The following is a 21651-nucleotide window of genomic DNA, read 5'->3' on the forward strand; positions in this document are numbered from 1 at the left end:
ACACCGGTGCGGCCGTAAAGTGACGGGTATCCGGGCAGGTCAGATTTGCATGATCTCAACCAGCACGGTTTTGACAATAAAGCCGACAACGCCTGCGCCCAATATGGTAAACAGAGCAATGGTACCAAACATGCCCGCCTGGGATTTTTTTGCCAGATCCCATACGATGAAACCCATCCAGACAATAAGACCCGTCAGAAACACCATCAAGGCGATCTGGGAGAAAACTGCTTCGTTCATGGTTACTCCGATATTAACTGAAACGGTTACGGTTGATCCCGCAGGAAAACCCAGTTGTTTTTATCGGATTGGTCTTCGCTGAAGTAATAGCCTTCAAGGTTGAAACCCTTGAGGTCATCGACCTGGCTGATGCGGTTCTGAGTAGCATAACGGCACATCAGGCCCCGGGCTTTCTTGGCGTAAAAGCTGATCATCTTGTATTGGCCGTTCTTCCAGTCTTTGAACTGGGGGGTGATCAGGCGTCCATCAAGATCCTTCTTCTTTATACTCTTGAAGTATTCGTTGGACGCCAGGTTAACCAGAACCTGATCGTCCTCCGCCAGCAATTGGTTCAGGGCCTCGGTGAGCTTGTTGCCCCAGAACGCATAGAGGTCTTTGCCCCGCTGGTTTTCGAACCGGGTGCCCATTTCCAGCCGATAGGGTTGCATCAGATCCAGCGGCTTCAGCAGGCCGTAGAGGCCGGAAAGCATGCGCAGGTGCTTCTGGGCAAAGGCGAAGTCTTCGTCGCTGAAGGTCTCGGCATCAAGCCCGGTGTAGACATCACCCTTGAAAGCCAGAATGGCCTGGCGAGCATTGTTTAGGGTGAACGGCGTGCTCCAGGCGCGAAAACGTTCGGCGTTCAGTTGGCCGAGCTTGTCGCTGATGCTCATCAGGTTACTGACCTGATGCGGTTCCAGATCTTTAAGCTGGTCGATCAGCTCGCAGGCGTCGTCCAGAAAATCCGGTTGGGTGTAGGTGTCCGTCGCCAATGGGCTGTCGTAGTCCAGCGTTTTGGCGGGGGAGATAATCATCAGCATGTCAGCAATTCCTCATTGCAGAAACGTCAGTAACTGTTCCCGGGTGAACGGCCAGTCCAGCTCCGCCCCGGTATCGTTGCGGCGCAGTACCGGAATTCGCGTGCCGTAACGTGCAACCAGCATTTCAGACTGGGCAATATCCACCACATCGACCGGAATGGGTGCTGGCATGGGCGTGCTGACCAGCAGGGATTCTGCCAGTTCGCACAAGTGGCACTGGGACGTGGTGTAGAACAGAAGCTCCATTACTGTTTCGGCTGCGCGTCGATCTGCTGGCCATTAATGCAATGGCTGTCTTTGCCCATAAGGTACAGGTAGACCGACATCAGCGCTTCCGGGCCCGGGTTCTGGTTCGGATTCTCGGCCGGGTATGCCAGGACTCTCATATTGGTGCGGGTGGCGCCCGGGTTCAGACTGTTTACCCGGATGTTGTGCCGGGTGTCGTTCAGCTCATCGGCCAGCAGCTGGCTCAGCCCCTCGAGTGCAAATTTTGATACCGCATACGCGCCCCAGTAGGCCCGGGCCTGGCGGCCGACGCCGGAAGAGGTGAAGATCATCGAGGCATCATCGGATTTGCGCAGCAGGGGAATCATCGCCCGGCTCAGCAGGAATGGGGCGGTGGCGTTTACCTGCATGACCTTGCTCCAGGTTTCCGGATCATAAAGCTCGACCGGACTGCGTGAACCCAGAATGCCGGCGTTGTGCAACAAGCCGTCGAGCCGGCCGAAGTTCTCTTCCAGAGTCATCGCCAGCTCTTCGTATTCTTTGACTGCGGCGCCCTCAAAATTCATCGGCACGATGGCCGGTTGTGGATGGCCGGCGGCCTCGATCTCGTCATACACATCTTCCAGCTTGGCCACGGTGCGGCCTACCAGGATCACGGTGGCGCCATGTGCGGCGAAGGCCTTGGCGGCAGCGCGGCCGATGCCGCTGCCGGCTCCGGTAACCATAACAATGCGGTCTTTCAAAAGATCGGCGGGAGCCTGGTAATCATGCATAACCTGTCTCCGTGTTCAGGCGGTTACTGGCCAGCTTCGGGCCGGTGACGAAATTTAATGGTGGTTATTGTAACAGCTTTGCCAGATCGGCGACGGTGTCTGCAATGGCATCGGCTTGCCACAGGTCAACCGATTCCGGTTGCTCGATGTAGCCATAACGCACCGCGATGGTCCGCATGCCCGCGTTGCGGCCTGCTTCGATGTCGCGCTCGTGATCGCCCACATACACCGCACGGGCCGGATCTACGCCTATTCGTTGGCAGGCCAGGAACAGGGCTTCCGGATGCGGCTTGCGTTCGGAGACGTGGTCCGGGCAGATCAGCGTGGCGCAACGCTCCTCCAGGCCAAGGGCGACAATCAGGGGGGCAGCAAAACGCACCGGTTTGTTGGTGACAATGCCCCAGGGGATAGCTTTGGTTTCCAGAATTTCCAACAGTTGATCCATGCCCTCAAACAGCGTGGTTTCATCCGCGACACCGGCCTCGTAGAGATCCAGAAACGCTGTGTGCTTCTCCAGATAGCCTTCGTGTTCCGGTTCCAGGCCAAAGCCAATCCGAACCATGGCCCGGGCGCCATTGGAGACGGAGCAGCGGATGTGTTCGGCTGGCAGCGCGGCCAGGCTGTGCTGTTGCCTGAGCAGGTTCAGGCAGCGGATAAAATCGGGTGCGGTATCGATCAGGGTGCCGTCCAGATCGAATAAAACCGCTGATGGTTGTGGGTCAGTCTTCACGAATATCCCGCGCGTGCATCAGGTAATTGACGTCTACATCCCGCCCCAGTTTGTAGGTCTTGGTGAGAAGGTTGTAGGTCATTCCCGTGAGTTCCTGTACCTCCAGGTTGGCGTGGCGCAGGTGATCCGACATCTCGGAGGGCCGGATAAATTTCTTCCACTCGTGGGTGCCCTTGGGCAGCAGGCTGAGCACGTACTCGGCACCGACAATGGCGAAAAGGAACGACTTGGGGTTGCGATTGATGGTAGACACAAACATATGGCCGCCCGGGCGCAGCAAGGCAGCGCAGGCACGGATCACCGAGGCTGGATCCGGCACGTGCTCAAGCATTTCCAGGCAAGTGACGGCGTCGTACTGGCCGGCCTGTTCCGGGTCGCGGGCCAGTTCTTCTACCGTGATCTGCCGGTAGTCCACCTTGATGCCGGTCTCCAGACCGTGCAGTTTGGCTACCGAGAGCGGGGCTTCGCCCATATCGATGCCGGTCACATGAGCGCCACGTAACGCCATGCCCTCGGACAGCAAACCGCCACCACAGCCGACATCCAACACCTTCTTGCCCGCCAGGGACACCCTCTGGTCAATATAATTGAGCCGCAACGGGTTGATGTCGTGCAAGGGTTTGAACTCGCTGGTGGGGTCCCACCAACGGCTGGCAAGGGCTTCAAACTTGGCAATCTCGTTGTGGTCTACGTTCTGGTTGCTCATGGTGTTACACCTGGTTTGAAGAGTTAACTGAGAATCTGTCGGCGCCAGTCGCTGACGCGCAGCATCAGATCTGGCACATCGATACGGGTCAGGCGGCCGTCCTGTAATTGAGGTACGCCATGAATCCAGCTATGGCTTACCGCTCGGCCATGATTGCTGTAGATCAGGTGCGATGCCGGATCATAAACCGGCTGCAGGTACGGGTCGCTCAGGTCTACCGCGATCAGGTCGGCCAGTTTGCCGGCGGTCACTGAGCCCAGCTCATGGTCTCGGCCCAGCGCCCGGGCACCGTTCATGGTGGCCATCTCGAGCGCACGGTGGGCCGACAGTGCGGAGGCATCCCCGGCCACCACTTTGGCGATCATGGCGGCGGTTTTGAGTTCACCAAACAAGTCAAGGTCATTATTGCTGGCCGCACCATCGGTGCCAATGCTGACGTTGATGCCGTGGTCCATCAGCTTTTGCACCGGGCACAGGCCACTGGCCAGTTTCAGGTTGGATTCCGGGCAGTGCACGACGTGGGCGCCGGCGCGGGATAGCTGCTGAAGATCGGAGTCGTCAATCTGGGTCATGTGCACGCACTGGGTGTTGCTGCCAAGGATGCCCAGTTCGGCCATGCGGGAAACCGGGCGCTGGCCGGAATTTTTCAGGGCGTCTTCGACCTCGAAGGCGGTCTCATGGAGGTGCAACTGAATGGCCGTGCCGGTTTGCTCAGATAGAGCCACTGCCGAGCGCAAGGGTTGATCAGAGACGGTGTAAGGCGCATGGGGGCCGATGGCTGGCATGATGTAGTCGTCGTTGCGCCACTGCTCGATCAGGGCCGCGCCTTTATGCAGATACTCCTCAGGGCCTGAACCCCACACGGTCGGCATGTCCATCAACGGAAAGCAGACCTGTGCCCGCATACCGACATCGTGCGCTGCCTGGGCGGTGATTTCAGGAAAGAAATACATATCGGAGAAAGTGGTAGTGCCGGTGCGCAGCATTTCGGCCATTGCCAAACGGCTGCCATCCAGCACGAACTGTTCGCCGACAAATCTACCTTCGGCCGGCCAGATATGGTCGTTGAGCCAGGTCATCAGGGGCAGGTCGTCGGCCATGCCCCGGAACAGAGACATGGCCGTGTGACCGTGCAGGTTGATCAGGCCGGGCAGCACCACATGGCTGTTCAAATTCAGGGTTTCCCGGGTGCGATACGCCAGATCGGCTTCAGCCTGAGGCAGAACTGCGGCAATGCGGCTGCCCTGCAGGATCACCGCTTGATGCTCCAGCACGACGTTAAAGGGCTGCACAGGAATCAGCCAGCGGGCGTTGATTCGGATATCGGCTGCGGTGATGGTGTCTGCCGTCATTAACCTGCCTTCGGGTTGCGGGCACGGAACTGTGCCGAAAAATTCAATTGAGAAGTATAACCAGCTGCCGTTGGCAGGACTACCCCAGTGGCCATCCCTGTCGGGCTTGCCTGCAACCGGGAGGGCAATCTGCTGACATGGCGTTATACTGGCGTTTTTATGACATCAAGACGGAGTTGATTATGGTAACCAACCCTTCCAGCCGATCAATGGGCACCGTGGCCATGCGCTGGCATGGCGACAGTCTGGAACTGCTGGATCAGCGCCTGCTGCCCACGGAAGAGCATTGGATTACCGCCGAGGGCGCCGCCGGGGTTGTTCAATGCATCGCGGACATGGTTGTCCGGGGTGCGCCGGCAATCGGTATCAGCGCCGCCTACGGGGTTGCGTTGGCAGCCCGGCATGCCGGCGCTGACGACTGGCAAGCAGAGGTCAGCCAAGCCATCCAGGAGCTGGCGAAATCCCGGCCAACGGCGGTCAATCTGTTCTGGGCGCTGGAGCGCATGGAGCAGGTGTTCAACAGTTGTGACTCCCTCAGCGATGCAGCCAAAAGACTGGCGGCCGAGGCGGTGCGCATTCATGAAGAAGACCTCGCAGCCAATTTGGCGATGGCTGACCATGCACTGGGTGTGATTAGCCCGGTCCAGCCGATTTCGGTGCTGACCCACTGCAACACTGGTGCGCTGGCAACGGGTGGTTATGGCACGGCGTTGGGGGTGATTCGCCGGTTGCATGAAGAGCGGCTGCTTACGCGGGTCTATGCTGATGAAACCCGGCCCTGGCTGCAGGGCAGCCGGCTGACCGCCTGGGAACTGAGCCGTGATGATATTCCGGTCACGCTGAATGCCGATGGAGCAGCAGCTGCCATTATGGCATCAGGTAAGGTCAAGTGGGTGATTGTCGGGGCAGACCGCATCACTGCTAATGGCGACGTTGCCAACAAAATCGGAACTTATAGTCTTGCAGTGTTGGCCAGGCACCATGACATCGGTTTCATGGTGGTGGCGCCGTCGAGCACGGTGGATATGTCGCTCGCATCCGGTATAGACATCCCAATAGAACAGCGTGATGGCACCGAAATTAGAGAGATTCGGGGGATTCAACTGGCGCCCGCTGGTGTTGAGGTGTTCAATCCGGTGTTTGATGTGACACCGGCCGGCCTTATTGACGCCATCGTGACCGAGAAAGGCGTGATCCGGAATCCGGACATCATCGGGATGCGGGCGCTATTTTCCTGATGGGGTGTTTTTGTCCGGGCTGTCCTGGGGCTGAAGCTTCGCCTTCAGTTCCTCCACTTCCATCTCTTGTTTCTCAATAAAGTGTAGAGACATTTCAAAGCTCTGGCGGGTGAATTCCAGCACTTTGCGGAAGCCTTCATCAGACAGATTGCGGGCGTCGTCGTGGCGTCGGAAGATGTTGATAAATTCCCGCTCCCGCTCAAACTGCAGCGGGATGCGGCCAACACCCCAGTCATTTAGCAACTGCCACACTTCGGGGTTGTAGTTGCGGGTAGTGCGCATGATGAACGGAATCGGATCGTTTCGGGCAATCAGGGATGCCAGACGCAGGATCAGCTCAAAAGAGAGGGTCGAGGTGCCGTTTTCAATGGCTTCCAGCAGGGATTTGTCTTTAAGGTTCAGCGCCTCGCTCATTTCTGACAGGGTTAATCCGGCCACTTCGCGGATGTCTTTGAGCGACTGTCCGGCGCTCAGCATGGCGCGCAGTTGATCCTGAGAGTTGACCAGAACGCGGCCAACGCGCAGTGAAGTGTCAGTCGCCCGGGCACCCAGCCGCAACGCAGAACCGGTAAAGCCGGCAATGCGCTCGAAGAGGCTGCTGTCCGGTGTCTTGTTCCGGGTGTCTGCCTGCTCGATACCGTCCACCTCTTCCATGGAACGCATGGCGTGCAGTGCATCCAGCAGCATGTCACGCAGGACACGGGCGCGCTGACCATTGTCCTGTTGACCGATGGGGTTTTGCCCGGCCATCAGAGTCACCGGGTTTCGGCTTTGGCGGCAAACTGCGCCGGGGTCAGGATCGACGCCATGTGCTGATCGAGCTCAAGCAAGTCGGCCATGATATGACCACCTTCCCGAATCACAAAGTCCAGCTCTTCGTCGGTGTTGTCCAGATCCGCTGCCTGTTCGGTCTGCCATTCTTCCAGATCTTCCAGACTCTTGAAGGGCTTGTCGCCTCTCAGTTCGCGTCGGGCGTTGGCGATGGTCAACCGGGTTTGCTCAATCTGGTCGTGGTGAGCCTTGCGTTCGTCCATATTCAGGCTGACGTAGGTAATTCCACGCTGCTCGGTCAGAAACTCGATTTCCTGTTGTAGCAGGCTGAACTCGGGGCTGATCTCGAAGCGATCGTCGTGACGTTTGCGCAACTCATCAATCACGCCGCTGAAATCAAAGTAGCGAGTATGAGGCACCGCTTCAATCTGATCCCAGGGCAGGGCATGATCAAGTGCATCTTCACCAATCCGGGTGGTATCAACCCGGGACGGAATCTCGATGTCCGGAATGACCCCCTTGTGCTGGGTGGAACCGCCGGAAACCCGATAGAACTTGGACTGAGTGATTTTAAGCTGGCCGTGGTTCAGCGGGCGCACCGCCTGGACGGTGCCTTTGCCGAAAGTCTGGGAGCCAACTACCAGCCCGCGGCCATAATCTTGTATCGCTCCGGCAAAAATTTCGGAGGCGGAGGCGCTCATACGGTTGACCAACACTACCAGCGGGCCGTCGTAGTCCACGGTTGGGTCTTCATCATTGAGAACCTGAACGTCATTATTGGCGTTACGGATCTGCACGGTGGGGCCTTTGTCAATGAACAGGCCGACCAGATCGTTGGCTTCGTGCAGGGCGCCGCCGCCGTTGTTTCTAAGATCCATCACCACGCCATCCACACCCTGTTCCTTGAGGTCGTCGAGCAAACGACGGACATCCCGGGTAGTGCTTTTGTAATTCGGGTCACCGGCCTGCATGGCCTGGAAGTCGGCGTAGAAGGTGGGGATGGTGATTACGCCCACTTTATAAGACTCACCGGCCCGGTCCAGTTCGATCACGTCTTTGCTGGCACTTTGCTCTTCAAGCTTTACTTCGTCGCGACTTATAGCGATGTCGCGGGTAACGGTTTCGTCGCTGGCGTTGGCCGGAATGACTTCCAGAGTCACCTTAGAGTTGCGTGGTCCGCGAATCAGATCGACGACTTCGTCCAGGCGCCAGCCAATAACATTGACCGGTTTTTCACCTTGCTGCGCGACAGACACAATGCGATCAGCCGGCTGCAACTGACCCTGTTTGGAGGCAGGGCCCCCCGGTACCAGGCGCACAACCTTGGTGTACTCGTTATCCGATTGCAGCACCGCCCCAATACCTTCGAGCGACAGGCTCATGTTGATGTTGAAGTTCTCGGAGGTGCGCGGAGAAAAATACGAGGTGTGTGGGTCCCACATGCCGGTAAAGGCGTTCATATAAGCCTGGAATGCGTCTTCACTGCGGGCCTGATAGGCGCGCTTTAACTGGCCTTCATAACGGCGACGCAGAGTGTCTTCGATGGCCTCGTCATCGGTGCCATTCAGGCGCTGGGATAGTACTGCGTTTTTGATGCGTTTGATCCAGAGCTCGTCCAGCGCCACCTGACTGGCTTCCCAGTCAGACTCTGAGCGATCCACGCGAATTTCGTCGTTGGCACTGAAGTCCAGTTTATCCAGGCCATTATCAATCACACCCAAGGCAAACTGCAGGCGCTGGATAATACGCTGCTGGACCAGGTTGTAGATATCGAAGCCAGGTTGAAGCTGTCCGGTTTTCAGGGCAGAACCCAGGCGTGATTTCATCGATTTCAGAGAATCGATGTCTTCCTGGGTCAGGTAAACGCGCTGCCCGTCCAGATACTTGAGGTAGGCATCAAACACATCGCCGGAGAGTTCGTCACTAATGCCAAGGTTTCGGAAGTGCGTGAACTGCAGCTGGCGTGCTATCAGAATGTTGGCCCGGGCCTGGTCAATGGTGGGCGCTACAGGCTTGTACTCTGCCGCATCGTCAATGTTTGCTTGCACACCGGTCAGGCCGGCCAAGAACATAGACAGTGTCAGTGCTGTACAAGCGCCGACTTTCCACACTTTTGAGGGTTGGGAACGGCGCTGCATCAGTTTTTCCGCAATGGTCATAAAGGCATACCTGACGATTCTGGGCGGCTGGAGGTTATTTCTCAGCTTATCATATTCATACGTCCGGGATTGTGAACGGACCTTTGAACTAGCTCTTACTCGATTGTAGGCAAGCGCTACACCTGTTGCCATAGGCCATCGGTGTCGCTTCGTGACAATACGTCCATATAGATTGGGGTGAGTAACGGGAAGTAAAGGCCAGGTGGGCAAAATGGTGCGGCCGGAGGGTTTGCCCCTCCGGCCGGGTTGGTCAGGCAAAGGTTTCGTTATTTTCAGCTTTTTGCAGGAGCAGTGCCGGTGGCGTAAACCGTTCGCCGTACTGGTCAGCCAGCTGCTTTGCACGCTCGGCAAAGGCTCGCACACCGTATTGATTGACGAACTGAATGGCTCCTCCGGTCCAGGGCGCGTAGCCGATGCCGAAGATGCTGCCGATGTTGGCGTCTTCCACGGTTCTCAGTACGCCTTCCTCCAGGCAGCGAATCGTTTCGATGGCCTGCATGAACAGAATCCGGTCTTTCAGATCCTGCAGTTTCACGCTTCGAGCCTTACCCTGGTCGACAAACAGGTTCTCGAGCTCCGGCCACAGGGTTTTCTTGGCTTTATCTGGATAGTCGTAGAAACCGGCGCCCGCGGCTTTACCCTTGCGACTATGGGTGTCTACCATGGCGTCGATAACGGCTTCCGCCGGGTGAGGCTGCCAGCTGCCACCAGCGGCTTCGGTGTCTTTCTTGCTCTGGGCGCGGATGTGCTGCATCAGCGTCAGGCTGACTTCGTCAGAAATGGCCAGCGGACCCACTGGCATGCCAGCCAGCACCCCGGCATTTTCAATGCTGGCGGGGTGAATGCCCTCAGCCAGCATGCTGATGCCTTCGTTCACAAAGGTACCGAACACGCGAGAGGTGAAGAAACCGCGGCTGTCGTTCACCACAATGGGAATCTTGCCGATCTGCTGCACGTAGTCAAACGCCCGGGCCAGGGTCTCATCAGAGGTTTTCTCACCCACGATGATTTCCACAAGTTGCATCTTGTCGACCGGGGAGAAGAAGTGCAGGCCGATGAAGTTGTCGGGCTTGGCCGACGCCTGAGCCAGTTGAGTGATGGGGATGGTGGAGGTGTTGGAGGCAAAAATGCCGTTGGCCGCCATTCTCGGCTCGGATTCCTGGGTGACTCTGGCTTTCAGGTCACTGTCTTCGAACACCGCTTCGATAATCAGGTCGCAGCCGTCCAGGTCGTCAACAGAGGCAGAGGCCTTGATGCGGGCCAGCACGTCGTTTTTCTGAGCTTCCGTCATGCGACCCCGGCTGACTTTTTTGGCCAGCAGGTTTTCGGAATAGCTTTTACCTTTTTCTGCATTTTCCACAGAAACATCTTTCAGGACCACATCAATGCCGCGTGTGGCCGTGGAATAGGCAATGCCTGCGCCCATCATGCCGGCACCCAGTACCCCTACCTTTTTAAAGCTCGCCTTGTCCACGTCGTTCGGGCGACTGCCGCCGGCCTTGATGGCGTTGAGCTGGAACCAGAAGGTGCCGGTCATGTTCTTGGCGACCTGGCCGGTGACGAGCTCGGCAAAGTAACGGGTTTCGATCAGGCTGCCGTTGTCAAAGTCCACCTGCGCGCCTTCCACCGCCGCAGAAAGAATGCGCTCTGGCGCCGGGTAACAGCCTTTGGTTTTCTGTTTCAGCATGGCTGGGGCAATGGCCAGTTTCTGGGCCATTGCCGGATGATGCGGTGCACCGCCTGGTAATTTGAAACCTTTCTGGTCCCAGGGTTGGAGGCACTTGGGGTTGGCGTCGATAAAGGCTCTGGCCTTGCTGATCATCTCTTCTGGTGAGCCAGCCAGTTGATCGACGAGGCCTGCCTTCAGGGCGGCTTTCGGGTTGACCTTTTTGCCTTCCATAAGGAATGGAAAGGCGGCTTCCAGACCAATCATCCGGGGCAAGCGCTGGGTGCCACCACCACCGGGCAGCAGGCCCAGGGTAACTTCTGGCAGGCCCAGCTGAGTGCTGTCGTCATCCAGGACGACGCGGTGATGACAAGCCAGGGCGATTTCCAGGCCACCGCCCAAGGCGGTACCGTTAATCGCTGCGACAACCGGTTTGCCGCTGGTTTCCAGAAAACGCATGTCGGCTTTCAGGCCATTGACCATGTCTTCAAAGTCTTTGGCCTGCTCGCGGGTGACCTTGTGCAGCTCTTTCAGGTCGCCGCCGGCAAAGAAGGTTTTCTTGGCGGAGGCAACGATGATGCCCTTGATGTTGTCCAGGTCGCCTTTGACCTTGTTGACGGTCTCGGTCAGAGCAGCACGGAATTCGCTGTTCATGGTGTTGGCGGACTGGCCCGGCATGTCGATGGTGAGGGTCAGAATCTGGTCTGAACCCAGGTCGTATTGAATGGCACTCATGGTCGGTTCCTTATTCTAGAAAGTGGGATTCAGACGCGCTCGATGATGGTGGCAATGCCCATGCCGCCGCCCACGCAAAGGGTGGCGAGGCCATAGCGCAATTCGCGGCGCTCCAGCTCATCCAGCAGGGTGCCCAGAATCATGGCGCCGGTGGCGCCGAGGGGGTGGCCCATGGCGATGGCGCCGCCGTTGACGTTCACTTTCTCGTCCGGAACGGACAATTCTTTCTGGAAGCGCATCACCACCGAGGCGAAGGCTTCGTTCACCTCAAACAGGTCGATCTGGTCTGCGGTCATACCGGCCTTTTCCAGCGCCTTACGAGCGGCAGGGGCAGGGCCGGTGAGCATGATGGTGGGATCGGTGCTGGTGACGGCGGTGGCGACGATGCGGGCGCGGGGCTTCAGGCCCAGTTCTTTACCTTTGGCTTCACTGCCGATCAGCATGGCGGTCGCACCGTCGACAATGCCGGACGAGTTGCCGGCGTGATGCACGTGATTGATTTTCTCGACGTAGTGATATTTCTCGCGGGCCACACCATCAAAACCCATTTCGCCCATCATCTGGAAAGACGGTTTCAGGCCAGACAGAGATTCTACGGTGGTGTTACCGCGCACATGTTCGTCTTGGGCCAGAATCACCACGCCATTCTGATCGGTCACCGGCACGATGGATTTGACGAAATGACCGTTTTCCCAGGCTTTGGCGGCTTTTTGCTGAGACCGAACGGCAAAGCTGTCGACATCCTCCCGGCTAAAGCCGTCAAGTGTGGCGATCAGGTCGGCGCCGATGCCCTGTGGCATGAAGCCGGTTTGCAGGTTGGTGGCCGGGTCGGTCGCCCAGGCGCCGCCGTCAGAACCCATGGGGATGCGGGACATGGCTTCAACGCCGCCGGCCACCACCATGTCTTCCCAGCCCGAACGCACTTTCATGGCGGCCAGGTTGACGGCTTCAAGACCCGAGGCGCAAAACCGGTTGAGGGTCACACCAGCGACTTTTTCGTCCCAGCCCGCCGCCAATGCTGCGGTTTTGGCGATGTCTGCGCCCTGGTCGCCGACCGCCGTAACACAGCCCATCACGATGTCGTCGACTTGAGCGGTGTCCAGCTGGTTTCGGTCACGCAGGGCATCCAGTACGGTGGTCAGCAGACTGATGGGTTTTACACTGTGCAGTGAACCGTCTTTCTTGCCGCGACCGCGGGGAGTGCGGACCGCATCAAAGATATACGCCTCGGTTGTCATGGTAGTTCCTCTGGTAATTGTTTTCCGGGCACGATTGTTCAAAGCCGTAACCATAGCCGTTACCTGCCTCAGGGTGTAATGACAGGCGCTGCCAATCCGATTGGCAAAATTGTTCAGGGACAATAAAGAAAAAATCCCTGGCCGCGATAAAGCAGGCCAGGGATTTGTGCATGAGCATCAACGCGACTGAAATCAGTCGGCCTGCAGTAAGGTGGCCAGCGCCTGATTCAGGCGCTCACCATTTTCAGGCGTTATGTCCTCGTTGTCAGGCTGAAGGCACCAGAGCGCTACCAGTTTTTCCAGTTCCTTGATGGGCGTTTCGGCGACGCCATTGCCCATGCCGTCGGTCAGGCGTTGGACCTGAATTTCCATTCTTCGGGTCTGGTCCTGTTCTGGCGACGATGCGCCGGCCAGAATTTCTGCGCGGATCGCAAGATCCCGCCCGTTCTGGCCATCCAGATCGCCATACAGGCTGATCCACTTTTCCGGAACCGCCTCCGATGACAGTTGTGCCCGGCCCCGGCCAGTAACCAGGGTTTGCCAGGTTGTAATTCTTTTTTGCAGTGCTTTTTCCTGAGCGATGCTGTTCAGGCGCTGGCGGAGCTGCTGCAGCTGATCGCGCAGGCCGGGCGAGAGCGTTTCTCCGGAAAGCTGAGCAACCGCTGCCCGCGCTTCATCAAGCAGGGGCTCGCCAGAATCAACCGTCACGGTCAGGAATTTGGTCAGTGTTTCCCGGGCGGCTTGATCGGCATGCTGCGTGGCCTCCTGCTGAGCGGAACGCTCTGCATCACGGCGGGCGAAAATCTGGTCGCAGGCTTTGCGGAACGCCTGCCACAGTTTACGGTCTTCGCGGTGCCGGGTGATGCCGACGGCCTTCCAGTCATTCTGCAAAGCTTTGGCTTGCTCCATCGCCTCTTGCAGAGGTTCATGATTGATCAGCGCCTGCGCCTTTTCAACTACAGTCTGCTTCAAGGCTTCGTTGTTCTGGCGCTCCTGGTCCAGCGGGCGTTCCAGCTTTTTGAGCAGTTCATCAAAGCGTTTCTGCACCGGACGGTTGTCTCTGAAATCCACCGGCCATGCCCCTTTCCATTCCTCGCGCGCGGTCTGGTGAATACGCTCTGCGGCTTTCCAGTCAATCACGGTCCAGTCGGCGTTCGCCAAAAAGGTGTCCAGCTGATCGCAAATGGCGTTGCGTTTGTCCAGGTTCGCCTGTTTGAGGCCGGACTTGGCTTCAAAGTAGACCTTGCAAGGCTCATAGGCCGCATCAGAAGCAGCTTTGAAACGGCTCCACAGGGCCCGGTCAGATGAGCCGCCCAGATCGCGCCATTCGTTTTGCAGATCTTTAATGCGTTCCGCTTTTGCTTCCGGCTCCATTGGCTGATCGGCCAGGTATTCCATCTGTTCACAAAGAGCAATCTGCTTGGGTTCTGTAGCAAAGCCCTGCCAATCGCTCAGTTCCCGGAATTGTCCGTTCAGCAACTGCATCCTGGCCTGTAGCGGTTTGCGATGGCGCTGGTCCAGCTGTTGGAACTGATTTTGTGCAAGCTTGATCAGCTGCCTGGATTCTTTGAACAGCCTGGCTTCCAAGGCAGCTTCGAGCTCCGGAAGCGACGTTTGCAGAGCCTCGGCTAATGCTTTCTGCTTTTCCTGATTGGCGTCTGCCGGTTTCGGGGCTTTGGGCTTGCCCGCCAGTTTGCGAACCGGGCTCAGGCTCACGGGTTGTGGGAAATCTGTTGGCCAGTCGATTTGTTTCAGCAGGGCTGTGGCGGCGTCACGGTGGGCGTCGGTGGCCTGTTCCGTATCGGCTGCTTCGGCCAACTCATTGATGGCTTCTTTGGCCTGGCTGAGCCTGTTTACGGCATTCAGATAGTTGCGGAACGACAACATGTGCTGTTCGTAGTCTTTCTGTTCCTGCTTGCCGACCTGAGTCTCCCGTGTCGCTTCGAGCCAGCGGTTCTCCTGGGTTTTCTGGAACGCATCCAGTGCGGACACGGACGGCAGCTCTGCTGCGTCCTGGGATTTCAGATCCGTTAACGTTTCGCGCAGCAGGGCCAGAGTCTCTGAGCGCTGGCGTGTCTGTTCCTGATGACGTGCTTCTTCGTGCCGGGCCTGCTCCATTTTATTCAGTCGATCACGACATTGGTGCACGGCTTCCAGAAATTGTTGTGCCTGCTCCGGATTGGCCTGACTTTCGACAATCCGCCAGCTTTCCTGAAGCGCGTCCAGGCGCGCCTGATAGAGCTTGGTGTCTTCGCTGACGGACTGGTCCTGGACCTGTCGGATCAGGCCTTTGACTTTTTCACGCGTGCTTGCTTCAGCCGCCTGTCGTTCTTTGAGGCTTTGCAGTGCCTGTTTTACGGTTTGGTAGACGCTCTTGTCCCGACCTTTTGCCTGTTTCTGCACCTGCTGCAGCTGGGCTTCATCGTGAATTCTGTTGGCGGCGTCCAGTCGCAGGGCGGCCGTTACCCCCTCAAGGGCAAGCGTCGCCAGTTGCGGTTGGTCGGGGTTGCTCCTAAGTTGCTGTTCCTGCTGCTCTTTAAGTTGCTGTCGGGTGTCCTGTTCTTTTGGCTGTGCGGGTTCAGATTTTGTCGGGGCCCTGGGGCTGGTGACGGGTGTAGCCTTGCGGGATTTGAACAGTTTCTGAATGAATGCAGCCATATACAGGTATCCTTCGGGATTGAAACCAGTCTGCGGCAGCGGCAAAGTGGGCCACTACCGTTCATCGGCGCACAGGCGTGTGCCGGGGAGTTGGGTTGATCGGTCGCTAGTCTAGCGTTTTGGGTGCATTTGCGGGAAGGGGCTTTATGGCAAAAGATGAAAAAGATCAGGGCCAGGACTATAAAGCCCGTTCTGCGGCATTACGATTGCTGGCAAGGCGTGAACACAGCCGCTACGAATTATCTCTGAAGCTGCGACAGCGCCAGATCGAGGCAGCCATTATTGACACGGTACTCGATGAGTATGAACACGAGGGCTGGCTTGACGATCAACGTTTTGCTGATGTCTACGCACGCCAGCGCATGGATGCAGGGTATGGACCATTGAAAATCCAGGCAGAGCTGCAGCAGAGGGGCATAAAACATCATAGCCCGGATTGCCTGACTGAGGCCTCTGACGAGGAGTGGGCTCGGCGTGCTATCGGGTTGCGTGAGAAGCGGTTCGGTTTAGGGTGTGTGGAAAATGACCTGGCGGAAAAACTCCGACAAGCGAGATTTCTCAATCGTCGCGGATTCACCGCTGTGCACGTGGAGCGGGCGCTGGAGGCAAGGGTGCCTGACGATTCCGATGAAGTGTCTGGGCCGGGCTGAACGAGGGTCAGAGCGTTGGTGGTATCAGGTGCAGTTCGGATGGCAGGGCTGCCCTTAGATCCTGGCCCAGGTCATTCGCCGGATCGTTGTCTGCGGCTGGTTCAGCGCCTTTATGCAACGATACCAGTTCAGGATTCGGAGCGGTCGCTGGCTGATCTGGTTCGGTGATTCGTGTGAGCACATCGTAATAACGGCGGATGTTCTGCACGTAGACCACGGGTTCATGACCGCGTGCGTAGCCGAACCGGGTTTTTGTGTACCATTCTTTCTGTGCCAATAACGGCAAGAATTCTTTGACGTCCATCCAGCGGTCCGGGTCTTTGCCACCGGACTGGGTCAGCCTGCGAGCATCTTCCAGGTGGCCAAAGCCGACGTTGTAGGAGGCCAGGGCAAACCATGTCCGGTCTGGCTCCGGAATGCGCTCCGGGATTTTTGCGTGGACCATACGGAAGTAACGGGCGCCACCTTCAATGCTTTCCTCGGGGTCCAAGCGGTTATTGATTCCGATATAGCTGGCGGTGTTCCGGGTAAGCATCATCAGCCCGCGAACTCCCGTGGGGGATACTGCATTCGGGCGCCAGTGCGACTCCTGATAGCCGATGGCGGCGAGCAATCGCCAATCCAGCTCTACTTCGCTGGCATACCCTTTAAACAGGGACTTGTATTTGGGCAGACGATTTTCAACGTGATGCATGAATGTCCTGGCACCGACATAGTTCAGACGATCAAGATGCCCATAAAAGCGTTCCGCAAGCTGGGCCATGGAGCCGTTATCGCGGGCTTGTGACAGGAATTCTGCCGCGGCGTTAGCCAGGCTGTCATCCTGCGCGGCAGGAAACAGCCAGATCAGTTCTCTGGGTTCATCCAGCGCAAAGCCTTCTTTGACCATGGGGAAATAGACGTGGTTCAGATCAAGCTCGTTGGATGAAACTGCGGCGTACGCAATTTCGCCCGTTTCTACCCGAGCCAGCAAACCGGCCGCATCCAGCCCGGAGTGAACCTGTCGTTTGATGGCGGCGCCCTCAGGGCGGCTGGCAATCACGTGCTCATGATTGCTGTCGGCGAGCAGGTGCAATGTTTCCCCGTTGAGATCCGACAGCGATGATGGGCTCGGGTAGTCCCGATGATAGACCACCACCGACTGAGCCTGGACACCAATAGGAACGACTCGGAACTTGCCTTCAAAATCCGGACGCTGGGTAAGCCCTGCCAGGCCAATATGAGCGTAATCTTTGGCAAGAACAGAGAGAACTTCGGAGTTATCTTCGGCCACACGAACTCTCAGTTCCACGCCCAATTCGTCAGCAAAGCGGCGTGCAAGCTCGTAGTCGTATCCCGTTGCCGCGTCACGACCTTCGTAATAAATAGAGGGCGCCACGCGAGTGATCACGTGCAACACGCCTTCATCTTTAACTGACTGAAGTGTGGTGGGTTGTGAGCAGCCAGTGGCTGCGAGTGCTGCAGTCAGTGCCAAAACCCGTAGCAGGCAGGTACTGCTGGCATTACTGAAAAAACGCGCCAAATCCCTGATCTCCATATAAAGCTCAACGCTCAGGATGCGGTGACGGTGTCACTATATGTCCTGTTTTATGATGCCTGAGGCTATCCTTGCCCAAACTTAATGATCCCCTTTGCGCCAGTCCGGGTCAATTAAGCTGATTAATTAACGTGCAAAACAGTGTCAATTGTACCGCAGGCAAAGAGCATTTCTTACACTGTATCCTGAGTCCGGTTTCAAGTATCATGGCGGCCTTTCAGACGTCCCCCGATTCGCGCGATACAGGTTGATATCATGCTTGAACTTCGCGGCGCCCCCGCGCTCTCGCCTTTCCGTTCCCTGAAGCTGCAGTCCCGGATTCAGCAACTTGTTCCTGATGTGGGGCATGTGTATGCAGAATTTATGCACTTCGTGGATCTTGATGACGACCTTTCCGATGCGGAACAGGCGATTCTTGACCGACTGCTTACCTACGGACCAACCGTTGACGTGGAAGACCCGTGCGGCGTGCTGTTTCTGGTCGTTCCGCGTCCCGGCACTCTTTCGCCCTGGTCGAGCAAGGCTACTGACATTGCTCGCAACTGCGGGTTGCGCCAGATTCGCAGAATCGAGCGTGGCACTGCCTTTTATGTGCAGTCCGACCGTAAGCTCGGTCTCGAGCAGCGTGAAAGAATAGCGGCGCTGTTACACGACCGCATGACCCAGAAAGTGTTTCACGAAATGGGTGGGGCAGAACTGCTGTTCAGTCATGAAGAGCCGAGGCTGCTTGGCCGGGTTCCGGTGCTGGCCGGTGGTCGGAATGCGCTGGTTGAAGCGAACGAACGCCTGGGGCTTGCGCTGGCGGACGACGAAATTGAGTATCTGGTGACCTCGTTTACCGATCTTGAGCGCGACCCCACCGACGTCGAATTGATGATGTTTGCTCAGGCAAACTCGGAGCACTGCCGGCATAAGATTTTCAATGCCTCCTGGGACATTGATGGCGAGGGTCAGGATAAATCCCTGTTCGCGATGATTCGCAACACCTATGAGATGAACAGCGAAGGCGTGCTCTCAGCGTATAAAGACAACGCTTCGGTGATTGTGGGCAGCGAGGCTGGTCGCTTCTTCCCGGCCGCGAATTCCGGTGTTTACGGCTATCACCGTGAGCCGGTACATATCCTGATGAAGGTCGAAACCCACAATCACCCGACGGCGATTTCACCGTTTGCCGGTGCCGCGACCGGTTCCGGCGGTGAAATCCGGGATGAAGGGGCTACCGGCCGTGGCTCCAAGCCCAAGGCAGGTCTTTCCGGGTTCACGGTTTCCAACCTGAATCTGCCCGGCGATCAGCAGCCCTGGGAAATCGGTTATGGCAAACCAGACCGCATTGCCTCCGCCCTGGAAATCATGATCGAAGGGCCGATTGGTGGTGCTGCGTTCAATAATGAATTTGGTCGTCCCAATCTGACCGGTTACTTCCGGACCTTTGAAGAAAAAGTGCCCGGTGCCGCCGGAGAAGAAGTGCGCGGTTATCACAAGCCGATCATGATTGCGGGTGGCTTGGGTAACATTCGTGAGCAGCACGTCGAGAAAGGCATTATCCCGGTGGGCGCCAAGCTGATCGTACTGGGGGGGCCATCCATGCTGATCGGCCTTGGTGGTAGTGCTGCTTCGTCCATGGACTCTGGCGCCAGCAATGAAAACCTGGATTTCGCATCGGTACAGCGGGACAACCCGGAAATGGAACGCCGCTGTCAGGAAGTCATCGACCGGTGCTGGCAGATGGGTGACGACAACCCGATCTGCTTTATTCACGACGTCGGTGCCGGTGGCTTGTCTAACGCCATGCCTGAGTTGGTCAAGGACGGCGGCCGTGGCGGCAAATTTGAGTTGCGGGATATCCCGAGTGATGAGCCCGGCATGTCGCCCCTGGAAATCTGGTGTAACGAATCCCAGGAACGCTACGTTATGGCGGTAGCACCGGAAAATCTGGACCTGTTTGATGCTCTTTGCCGGCGTGAGCGATGCCCTTATGCGGTGGTTGGCGAGGCCACGGAAGAGCATCATCTGGCACTGGGCGATTCCTACTTCAACGACAAACCTGTTGATCTGCCGATGGAAGTTCTGTTCGGCAAGCCGCCACGAATGCACCGCAGTGTCAGCCGGTCATCTTTCACCAAGCCGATTTTCGATTCCACCAAAATTGACCTTCACGACGCCGTGCGTCGGGTTCTGCGATTGCCGTCGGTGGGTTCCAAGAGTTTCCTGATCACCATTGGCGATCGCACCATCACCGGGCTGGTCGCCCGGGATCAGATGGTGGGACCATGGCAGGTGCCAGTCAGCGACGTGGCCGTTACAGCAGCCTCATTTGACGTGGTTTCCGGTGAGGCGATGGCGATGGGCGAACGCACACCGCTTGCGATCATCGACGCGCCGGCATCCGGTCGCATGGCGGTGGGTGAAGCGATTACCAATCTGGCCGCTGCAGCCATCGGCAAGTTGTCCGATATTCGTTTGTCGGCAAATTGGATGGCCGCCGCCGGCCATCCAGGCGAGGACGAAAATCTGTATGAAACCGTCAAGGCGGTTGGTATGGAATTGTGCCCGGCGCTCGGTATCACCATCCCGGTGGGCAAGGACTCCATGTCCATGAAGACCACCTGGGAAGAAGATAACGGCGAGCAGAAGAGTGTCACGGCACCGCTGTCGCTGGTGGTCAGTGGCTTTGCGCCGGTGACCGATGTCACGCGCACGCTGACGCCGCAATTGCGCTCAGACGCCGGAGAAACCGACCTGATTCTGATCGACCTTGCCGCAGGGCAGAACCGTCTGGGCGGCTCGGCACTGGCGCAGGTCTATCGTCAGGTCGGTGCTGTGGCACCGGACCTGGACGACCCGGAAGATATCAAAGCGTTTTTCGCTGTTGTCCAGGGGCTGAATGCGGACAATAAGCTGCTGGCTTATCACGATCGCTCCGACGGTGGTTTGTTCGTAACACTCGCAGAAATGTGTTTTGCCGGCCGCACCGGTGTTGATATCCGGCTGGATGGCCTGGCTGAGGATAAGTCTCAGTTTGCCCGGGAGCTGTTCAATGAAGAGCTGGGCGCGGTCATTCAGGTGCGTCGTGATGACACGGGCTTTGTGTTGCAGCAATTTTCTGCTGCCGGGCTCGGTGATCACACCAGTGTGATTGGCACGCTGAATGACAAAGATCGCATGCACCTGACGTTTGCAGGTGACGCGGTGATCGATGAACCCCGTGCCGATCTGCAACGGTTGTGGGCAGAAACCAGCTATCGCATCCAGTCGCTTCGTGATAACGCTGACTGTGCGCAGGAAGAGTTTGATAACCTGCTGGACGCAGAAGATCCCGGCCTGAGTGTTGACCTCAGTTTTGACATTAATGAAGACGTCGCGGCGCCGTTCCTCAACATGGGTGCTAAACCGAAGGTGGCAGTGCTTCGTGAACAGGGTGTTAATGGTCAGATTGAAATGGCTGCGGCTTTCGACAGGGCCGGCTTTGAAGCAGTTGATGTCCACATGAGCGATTTGCTGTCGGGCCGCATCACGCTCGAGAAATTTCAGAGCCTGGTGGCCTGTGGCGGTTTTTCCTACGGGGATGTGCTGGGTGCTGGTGAGGGTTGGGCCAAGTCGATCCTGTTTAACGATCGGGTTCGCGATCAGTTTGCCGCTTTTTTCAACCGTCAGGACACCCTGGCCCTGGGCGTTTGTAACGGCTGCCAGATGCTGTCCAATCTGCATGAACTGATTCCGGGCAGTGAAGGCTGGCCACGCTTTGTCCGTAATCAGTCAGAACAGTTTGAGGCTCGTCTGGTGATGGTCGAGGTGGCGCCGTCTCCGTCAGCGTTCCTGGACGGTATGGCGGGTTCCTGTATGCCGATCGCGGTTGCCCATGGTGAGGGTCGGATCGAGCTTGCATCCGGTAATTCGGCGCAATCCCTGATCGATAGCGAATTGGTCACGATGCGTTACGTGGATAACCGGGGGCAGGTAACTGGCCGCTATCCCTACAACCCGAACGGTTCGGAATCTGGTATTACCGGCGTAACCAGCCGTGATGGCCGTGTAACCATCATGATGCCGCACCCGGAACGGGTATTCCGCGCGGCTCAGCATTCCTGGCGGCCGGATGACTGGCAGGAAGATGGCCCCTGGATCCGCATGTTCAGAAACGCCAGGCGTTGGCTTGGCTGATTAACTAGCGGAAGC

The 21651-nt window shown here is 57.4% G+C and carries 16 protein-coding genes; 3 read left to right on the forward strand and 13 right to left on the reverse strand.

The window, feature by feature from the left end:
• Window positions 1-39 precede the first annotated feature (39 nt).
• The 7 genes from C7H08_RS12255 to C7H08_RS12285 all read right to left on the reverse strand — a co-directional run bounded on the left by C7H08_RS12255 (window position 40) and on the right by C7H08_RS12285 (window position 4823).
• Window positions 40-240, reverse strand: coding sequence for a DUF2788 domain-containing protein (locus C7H08_RS12255; RefSeq protein WP_106672278.1), 201 nt, complete (start codon window positions 238-240; stop codon window positions 40-42).
• A gap of 26 nt (window positions 241-266) precedes the next feature.
• Complete coding sequence (gene yaaA, locus C7H08_RS12260) at window positions 267-1037, reverse strand: peroxide stress protein YaaA (RefSeq protein ID WP_106672280.1); 771 nt, start codon at window positions 1035-1037, stop codon at window positions 267-269.
• A 12-nt stretch (window positions 1038-1049) separates the two neighbouring features.
• Window positions 1050-1283, reverse strand: coding sequence for a glutaredoxin family protein (locus tag C7H08_RS12265; RefSeq protein WP_106672282.1), 234 nt, complete (start codon window positions 1281-1283; stop codon window positions 1050-1052).
• Window positions 1283-2035 (reverse strand): YciK family oxidoreductase, encoded by a 753-nt coding sequence (locus tag C7H08_RS12270; protein ID WP_106672284.1) that lies wholly within the window; start codon window positions 2033-2035, stop codon window positions 1283-1285. Before C7H08_RS12270 ends, C7H08_RS12265 begins: the two co-directional genes overlap by 1 nt.
• A 64-nt stretch (window positions 2036-2099) precedes the next feature.
• Window positions 2100-2765, reverse strand: a complete 666-nt coding sequence (gene gph / locus C7H08_RS12275; protein ID WP_188445131.1) for a phosphoglycolate phosphatase — start codon at window positions 2763-2765, stop codon at window positions 2100-2102.
• Window positions 2755-3471: a bifunctional 2-polyprenyl-6-hydroxyphenol methylase/3-demethylubiquinol 3-O-methyltransferase UbiG gene (ubiG, locus tag C7H08_RS12280; RefSeq protein WP_106672289.1), complete on the reverse strand. Its 717-nt coding sequence runs from the start codon at window positions 3469-3471 to the stop codon at window positions 2755-2757. The genes gph and ubiG overlap by 11 nt, the downstream gene beginning before the upstream one ends.
• Window positions 3472-3494: 23 nt before the next feature.
• Window positions 3495-4823 (reverse strand): TRZ/ATZ family hydrolase, encoded by a 1329-nt coding sequence (locus C7H08_RS12285; RefSeq protein WP_106672292.1) that lies wholly within the window; start codon window positions 4821-4823, stop codon window positions 3495-3497.
• Window positions 4824-5005: 182 nt separating this feature from the next.
• On the opposite strand from C7H08_RS12285, the gene mtnA reads away from it, so the two are divergent.
• Complete coding sequence (gene mtnA / locus C7H08_RS12290) at window positions 5006-6061, forward strand: S-methyl-5-thioribose-1-phosphate isomerase (protein WP_106672343.1); 1056 nt, start codon at window positions 5006-5008, stop codon at window positions 6059-6061.
• Here the strand turns inward: mtnA and C7H08_RS12295 are convergent.
• The 5 genes from C7H08_RS12295 to C7H08_RS12315 all read right to left on the reverse strand — a co-directional run bounded on the left by C7H08_RS12295 (window position 6050) and on the right by C7H08_RS12315 (window position 15288).
• Window positions 6050-6811, reverse strand: a complete 762-nt coding sequence (locus tag C7H08_RS12295) for a helix-turn-helix domain-containing protein (protein WP_106672294.1) — start codon at window positions 6809-6811, stop codon at window positions 6050-6052. The two genes, mtnA and C7H08_RS12295, sit on opposite strands and share 12 nt — an antisense overlap.
• A 5-nt stretch (window positions 6812-6816) precedes the next feature.
• A complete protein-coding gene (locus tag C7H08_RS12300; RefSeq protein WP_106672297.1) occupies window positions 6817-8991 on the reverse strand; it encodes a carboxy terminal-processing peptidase in 2175 nt (724 codons plus the stop codon).
• 250 nt (window positions 8992-9241) lie between these two features.
• On the reverse strand, window positions 9242-11392 hold the full coding sequence (locus tag C7H08_RS12305; RefSeq protein ID WP_106672300.1) for a 3-hydroxyacyl-CoA dehydrogenase NAD-binding domain-containing protein: 2151 nt from the start codon (window positions 11390-11392) through the stop codon (window positions 9242-9244).
• Window positions 11393-11421: 29 nt separating this feature from the next.
• On the reverse strand, window positions 11422-12630 hold the full coding sequence (locus C7H08_RS12310) for an acetyl-CoA C-acetyltransferase (protein WP_106672303.1): 1209 nt from the start codon (window positions 12628-12630) through the stop codon (window positions 11422-11424).
• Between the two features lie 192 nt (window positions 12631-12822).
• Window positions 12823-15288 carry a DUF349 domain-containing protein gene (locus C7H08_RS12315; protein ID WP_106672306.1) on the reverse strand — a complete coding sequence of 822 codons (2466 nt, stop codon included), beginning with the start codon at window positions 15286-15288 and terminating at the stop codon, window positions 12823-12825.
• 146 nt (window positions 15289-15434) lie between these two features.
• Here C7H08_RS12315 and C7H08_RS12320 point away from each other — a divergent pair, with 146 nt between their 5' ends.
• Window positions 15435-15938: a regulatory protein RecX gene (locus C7H08_RS12320; RefSeq protein ID WP_106672309.1), complete on the forward strand. Its 504-nt coding sequence runs from the start codon at window positions 15435-15437 to the stop codon at window positions 15936-15938.
• Between the two features lie 7 nt (window positions 15939-15945).
• On the opposite strand, the gene mltF is transcribed toward C7H08_RS12320, so the two are convergent.
• Entirely contained in the window at window positions 15946-17460 is a 1515-nt protein-coding gene (gene mltF, locus C7H08_RS12325; protein WP_227663085.1) for a membrane-bound lytic murein transglycosylase MltF, read from the reverse strand.
• A gap of 270 nt (window positions 17461-17730) precedes the next feature.
• On the opposite strand from mltF, the gene purL reads away from it, so the two are divergent.
• On the forward strand, window positions 17731-21636 hold the full coding sequence (gene purL / locus C7H08_RS12330) for a phosphoribosylformylglycinamidine synthase (RefSeq protein ID WP_106672315.1): 3906 nt from the start codon (window positions 17731-17733) through the stop codon (window positions 21634-21636).
• Window positions 21637-21651 lie beyond the last annotated feature (15 nt).

This window comes from Marinobacter halophilus (assembly GCF_003007685.1).
Lineage (GTDB): Bacteria > Pseudomonadota > Gammaproteobacteria > Pseudomonadales > Oleiphilaceae > Marinobacter > Marinobacter halophilus.